This is a genomic window from Cyanobium sp. BA20m-p-22, from assembly GCF_024346275.1.
Classification (GTDB): domain Bacteria; phylum Cyanobacteriota; class Cyanobacteriia; order PCC-6307; family Cyanobiaceae; genus Cyanobium_A.
This window is the reverse complement of the sequence record NZ_JAGQCQ010000268.1, coordinates 1-5,322: the sequence shown is the minus strand read 5'-3', so window position 1 is coordinate 5,322 and position 5,322 is coordinate 1. Positions and strand designations below refer to the sequence as shown.

Genomic DNA, 5,322 nt, shown 5'->3' with positions numbered 1-5,322 from the left:
ACCGTAGTTCCAAGAACTTCACCAATCCAGCCGGGCTCGGGAAGGCGAACTTTTGATTCCTGACTCTGGGATTCGTCGGTCAAGGCGGCAGGCATCGCTCTATTGGTTGCGGTGGATGGGGTCAATTACAAGGCTAAACGAAACCCGGTCCTAAGCTTTTAGCCCAGGGAAAGTTCCATGTCATCCGCCCGCATCATTGCCCCTGCCGATCGACCGGCCCCGATGCGGATCGCCGGGTTTGACATCCAGACCCTGATTTCTGGCGACGAGGCCCAGAATTTCGAAGTGTTTTTCACCTCAGGGCTGGATGGAACCGGGCCGGCACCGCACCGCCACCAGTGGGACGAAACCTTTTTTGTGCTCCAGGGGCCGGTGGCCTTCGGAGTGGGAGACCAGGAGCAGTGGATCGAAGCAGGCACCCTGCTGCATGTTCCAGGGGGGGAGTGGCACTGGTATCGCTTTGGCGATCAAAAGGGGGAATTCCTCTCCTTCACCTCAGGCAAGGCCGCCAGCCCGATGTACCGCGAACTAGCAGGTCTTCCCGCCGAAGCGTCGAAGCTCGACTACCGCGCTGTTGCAATCAGGCATGGTCAGACGGCGCTCCCGGATGGTTGAACTGAACGCTTGACATCCCTCAGAGGGCCTTCGCTGCCCCACCCTGCACCCCTATACCTGTATCGATCCGCTCAATAGGCGGCGCACCCAAGCCCTGCTGCCAGAGGTTGAGCACCGCCCAATAGCCCTGGGTGAAGGGCTTGGTGGCGGCGGTTGAATCGACTGCGCCGATGCTGATCAGCTGCAGCAGTTCCGGCAGGTCGTCGAGGGCCACAACCTTCACACTGCCAGTTTTGCCGAGGGCCGCGATCGCGCGGGCAACGCCAATGCCGCCGCCTGCATCACTCACCACCCAGCCCTTGAGCTGGGGATGCCTAACCATGGTGGCCCTGGCCTGCTCTTCGGCGGTGCTGATGCTGTCGTTGTCTACCGGGGAGGCCACCACCTGGATGCCTGGCTGGCTGGCAAACACCTGCCGGTGACAGCGGGCGCGGATGGCATGGTTCGGGGCGGTAGGGACCCCCTGCATGATCGCCACCTCGCCCTTGCCCCCTAACAGCTGCACCAAGCGCTCGGAGGCGATGCGTGCCTGCAGGCAGTAGTCGTTGCCGATGCTGGTGAGCAGCAGTGAGGCAGGCGGCTCCGAATCGAAGACGTTCACGGCGATGCCCTGGCGCCGGGCTTGCTCTAGAAGCGGGCGGAGGCCCTCGGCATCGAGCAGATCGATGCTGATGCCACTGGGGCGCGAGCGAATTGCTGCTTCAAGGATTGCCGCCTGTAGGGCCAGCTCGGAGCGGGCGGGCGGCCGGTACTCCACTACTGCCGTGTTTTTCGTCTGCCTGTTTATCATCAGGGCAGCGGCCTCGGCGCCTTCCCGCACCGTCTCAAACCAGGGGTGGGCCAGCTTGGGCACCAGCACAAAGCGCAGCGGTTTGGCAATAGCGCCGGCCATGGAGCCTGTCAGGAGGGGGCCGAGCAGGGAGACGGTAAGGAGGGAAACGCCCAGGGTCGCGGCACGAACTGGGCCTGAAAATATGAGCACCTGGCCAACGGCATGGCCCGGGAGAATAGCTGGAGCGCACCGGCCCATCCCGCCAAACCTTTTCTATTTCCAACTGGCCTCCCACTCTGGCGGGCAGGATCAGGCAGTAAGATCGAGCATTACGGGCTTAATAGTTATGTACATGGTTTCCAATTTCTGGCCCGGTGCCACCTTGGAGCAGTTTCAGGCCGAACTGGCCGAATTGGAAGGCAAGTCCCAGCCTGAAACCCAATTGATGCGTTCGGTAGCCGAGGTGGAAGGGGGCCTGTTGATTGTTTCCCTGTGGAAAGGCAAGTCTGAATATGAGAGCTGGGCGGAATCAACCCTTATGCCCCAGATTGATATTCCCGGTGGGATGGAAGGCCGACCCACCCAGAGGATTGGCCCCGTGGTGGAACATTATTCAGTGCTGCCTTCCACTTGAAATCCTAGTCGCCAAACATAACTACTGGGATCGGGAAGCTTGGATCTAATTGGCAGCTTAAAGCGCCAAAAATTGATTTAGAAGGCAAAGCGCAGGCCCATGGTCACACCGTGGGCCTGGGGCGTGGTTCGGGCATGCGTGGGGGAGTCAGCCGATCAAGGCGCTGTCCCCGCTGAAGTCGGGGCTCGTGGGCATGCGTTGGGCGTAGTCGTTGGCGTAACTGTCGGCAAGGGCACGTTCCACGTCGTAGGCGGGGGTCCAGGCCAGCTCGCTCTGCACCCGGGTGATGTCGGTGAGGAAGTGGGCCAGCCGCAGCGGGAAGGCCTTACGGGCTTTTTTGTCGAGGCCGGCCGGGTCAAAGCTGCGAATCTCCACAGCGGCCGGGTCTTTGCCGCAGGCGCGGGCGGCGGCGGCCACCAGGCCAGCAAAGGTGATGCCCTGGGAGCTGCTGCAGTTGTAGATGCGGTTGGCGGCGGCATCGACACCGATGCAACGGTCCATAACCGCGGCCAAATCTTCCACGTGGCCCAGTTGGGTGATCGTGCTGCCGTCCCCGGGCAGGGGAACCGGCCGGCCATGCACGATCCGATCGAAGAACCAGCTCTCCACCGGGTTGTAGTTGCCGGGCCCGACGATGTAAGTGGGCCGGAAACTGGTGAAGGGGATCTTCTCGGCGCTGAGCCAGGCCTCGGTGTCGAGCTTGCCGCTGTGGCGGCTCTGGGGATCGGTGGGGGAGTCTTCGCGCAGGGGCCAGAGCTCACTGTCGGCGTAGACGCCGGCCGAGCTCACATACACAAACCGGTGGCTCGGAGCGCCCGTGCGCTCGACCACGGCGCGGGAATCCTCCACCGTGCGGCCCGAGCTGTCGACGATCACATCGAAACGGCGCCCGGCAAGCGGCTGCAGGCCCTCAGGGGTGCTGCGGTCACCCGCCAGGTGCTCCACTCCGGCTGGCACGGGGTTGCGGCCCCGGGTGAACAGGGTGAGCGAGTGGCCCTGTGCCAGCAGCCGTTCCACCAGGGGCTTGCCCACGAAGCGGGTTCCGCCCATCACCAGGATTTCCATGCCGATGCCCGCCGGCGGGCCGCGAAACTGGGCGCTATTCAAGCCCGTGCAGCCAGCGTTTGAGCATGCCAGCGTCGAGGGTGACGGCAGACCGCGTCCATGGCACGACCCGATCCCAGCGGAGAGTGGCAGTACGACCTGGAGCGCGCCGGTGAATTTCTACGCCAACGCTCCCAGGAGCTCGGGGTCTCCCGCCGACGACTGCTGCAACTGCTCGCCGCCGGCAGCACCGTAGCCAGTGCAGGACTCTTACCCCGCCGTGCCGCAGGTCACGGTGAACCACCCGTAGCCCCAACTAGCACCGCATCGATCCTGAAACCGACCCCCGAGGCGCAATTCGTGCGCAACGGCAGCAACGCGGAGATGCGCTGGGAATCGCTCTACGGCCGCGGCTACCTGGTGGCCAACAGCCAGTTCTTCGTTCGCAACAACGGCAACACTCCGCTAATCGACCCCGCCCACTGGCGTCTGCGGGTTGAGGGCAGCGGCGTCACGAAGCCCCTGATCCTGAGCTACGACGATCTCCTGGCGATGCCCTCGATCTCGGTGATCCGGGCGATCGAGTGCGCCGGCAACGGTCGAAATTACTTCCAGCAGTCCCACGGCCGCCGCATCGAAGGCACCCCCTGGAACCTCGGTGGCATTGGCGTGGCCGAGTGGACCGGAGTGCCCCTGGCCGAGGTGCTGCAGCAGGCCCAGGTGAAACCCACCGCCCGCGACGTGATGCCCATCGGCCTGGATGCCAAGGCGGTGCAGCGCCCCTTATCGATCAGCAAAGCAATGGCTGAGGACACCCTGCTGGTGTATGCCATGAACGGTGATCCTCTCCCGCCGGACCATGGCTTTCCCCTGCGGGTGCTGGTGCCCGGATGGGTGGGCATCGCCCACATCAAGTGGGTGGGGAGCATTCAGGTATCGGAAGCACCCCTGTTCTCCGAGTACAACACCCGCCGTTACGTGCTGATCGGCGAGGACTTCCCAGTCGACGACGCCCTGGCCGCCCAGGGGGTCCGGGGCCAGATCCTCACCACCCAGGGGGTGAAGAGCGCCTTTGAACTGCCCTGGAACGGCACCCTCGAGCGAAGCAAGCGCCTGGTGCGAGGACGGTCCTGGTCGGGGGAAGGGGCGATCAGCCGGGTGCAGGTGAGCTTCGACGGCGGGCGGCAGTGGAAAACCGCCCGGATGCGGGCGCCCAACATCGCTCAGGCCTGGGTGCGCTGGGATCTCGACTGGGATCCGCGGCCGGGTCGCTATGGGCTTCTGGCGCGGGCCACAGACGACCGGGGCCGCAGTCAACCCGACCGCATTCCCCTCAACGCTGAGGGCTATAGCTACAGCTCCGTGGTAACCCATCCCATCCGGATGCGCTAACCCTCGTCCAGGATGGCTGCATGCGCCTGAGTCCTGCGTACACAGCCCAGCCCGCGCTGCTGGGCCAAACCCAGGGCTACCGCCACTTCGCCCTGCTGGGGGAGCGAGGCCAGGGCGCCGAGCGGGCGGCGGAACTCCAGGCCGTGCTGGCGCCCGACTACCGCCTGGTGGTGCCGCTGCTGGAGCTGCGCAACCGGCAGCTCTGGCAGCCTGGCTGGCAGCCCTTGCCCCCGGCCCCCTCCATGCAGGTGATCCCCGCCATTGATCTGCTCGACGGCCACTGCGTGCGGCTGCACCAGGGGGACTACGACCAAGTGACCCGCTTCAGCGACGACCCCGTGGCCCAGGCCCTCAGCTGGCAGCAGCAAGGGGCGCAGCGGCTGCACCTGGTGGATCTCGATGGGGCCCGCAGCGGCCAACCGGTGAATGACGCGGCCGTAAAGGCGATCACCGCCGCCCTGGCGATACCCGTACAGCTGGGCGGTGGCGTGCGCACGGCTGCGCGGGCCGAGGAGCTGCTGGCCTGCGGCCTAGATCGCGTGATCCTGGGCACGGTGGCCCTGGAGCAGCCAGAGCTAGTTGACGAGCTGGCGGCCCGTCACCTCGGCCGCATCTTGGTGGGTATCGACGCCAAAGACGGCATGGTGGCCACCCGCGGCTGGATCGAAGCCAGTAGCACCGAGGCCACCGAACTGGCCCGACGCTTTGCCGCCAGCGGCATCGCTGCGATCATCAGCACCGACATAGCCACCGATGGCACCCTGGCGGGCCCCAACCTGGATGCATTGCGGGCCATGGCCGAGGCCAGCGCCGTGCCGGTGATCGCCTCCGGCGGCATTGGCACCCTGGAGCACCTGCTCTCCCT

Annotated in this window: 6 protein-coding genes; 4 read left to right on the top strand and 2 right to left on the bottom strand. The window is 65.2% G+C overall.

Annotation, left to right across the window (positions count from 1 at the left end):
- The first annotated feature begins 177 nt into the window (after nucleotides 1-177).
- The gene (locus tag KBZ15_RS17825; protein ID WP_254929911.1) at nucleotides 178-615 is read left to right on the top strand and encodes a cupin domain-containing protein; all 438 of its coding nucleotides are present in this window, start codon (nucleotides 178-180) and stop codon (nucleotides 613-615) included.
- Nucleotides 616-634: 19 nt separating this feature from the next.
- Here KBZ15_RS17825 and KBZ15_RS17820 read toward each other — a convergent pair whose 3' ends face one another.
- Complete coding sequence (locus tag KBZ15_RS17820; protein WP_254929912.1) at nucleotides 635-1,507, bottom strand: substrate-binding domain-containing protein; 873 nt, start codon at nucleotides 1,505-1,507, stop codon at nucleotides 635-637.
- Nucleotides 1,508-1,733: 226 nt separating this feature from the next.
- On the opposite strand from KBZ15_RS17820, the gene KBZ15_RS17815 reads away from it, so the two are divergent.
- On the top strand, nucleotides 1,734-2,021 hold the full coding sequence (locus tag KBZ15_RS17815) for a hypothetical protein (RefSeq protein ID WP_255016563.1): 288 nt from the start codon (nucleotides 1,734-1,736) through the stop codon (nucleotides 2,019-2,021).
- A 147-nt stretch (nucleotides 2,022-2,168) separates the two neighbouring features.
- Here KBZ15_RS17815 and KBZ15_RS17810 read toward each other — a convergent pair whose 3' ends face one another.
- Complete coding sequence (locus KBZ15_RS17810) at nucleotides 2,169-3,086, bottom strand: NAD-dependent epimerase/dehydratase family protein (protein WP_255016564.1); 918 nt, start codon at nucleotides 3,084-3,086, stop codon at nucleotides 2,169-2,171.
- A gap of 99 nt (nucleotides 3,087-3,185) precedes the next feature.
- On the opposite strand from KBZ15_RS17810, the gene KBZ15_RS17805 reads away from it, so the two are divergent.
- Together KBZ15_RS17805 and KBZ15_RS17800 are read left to right on the top strand one after the other, a co-directional pair.
- A complete protein-coding gene (locus tag KBZ15_RS17805; RefSeq protein ID WP_255016562.1) occupies nucleotides 3,186-4,457 on the top strand; it encodes a sulfite oxidase in 1,272 nt (423 codons plus the stop codon).
- 20 nt (nucleotides 4,458-4,477) lie between these two features.
- The coding region (locus KBZ15_RS17800; protein WP_255016561.1) for a TIGR02450 family Trp-rich protein at nucleotides 4,478-5,322 on the top strand (845 nt) is incomplete at its 3' end.

Bases quoted from the DNA above. Each gene is read 5' to 3' on its own strand.
- KBZ15_RS17825 (WP_254929911.1), top strand. From the start codon at position 178: ATGTCATCCGCCCGCATCATTGCCCCTGCCGATCGACCGGCCCCGATG.
- KBZ15_RS17820 (WP_254929912.1), bottom strand. From the start codon at position 1,507: ATGGCCGGCGCTATTGCCAAACCGCTGCGCTTTGTGCTGGTGCCCAAG.
- KBZ15_RS17815 (WP_255016563.1), top strand. From the start codon at position 1,734: ATGTACATGGTTTCCAATTTCTGGCCCGGTGCCACCTTGGAGCAGTTT.
- KBZ15_RS17810 (WP_255016564.1), bottom strand. From the start codon at position 3,086: ATGGAAATCCTGGTGATGGGCGGAACCCGCTTCGTGGGCAAGCCCCTG.
- KBZ15_RS17805 (WP_255016562.1), top strand. From the start codon at position 3,186: ATGGCACGACCCGATCCCAGCGGAGAGTGGCAGTACGACCTGGAGCGC.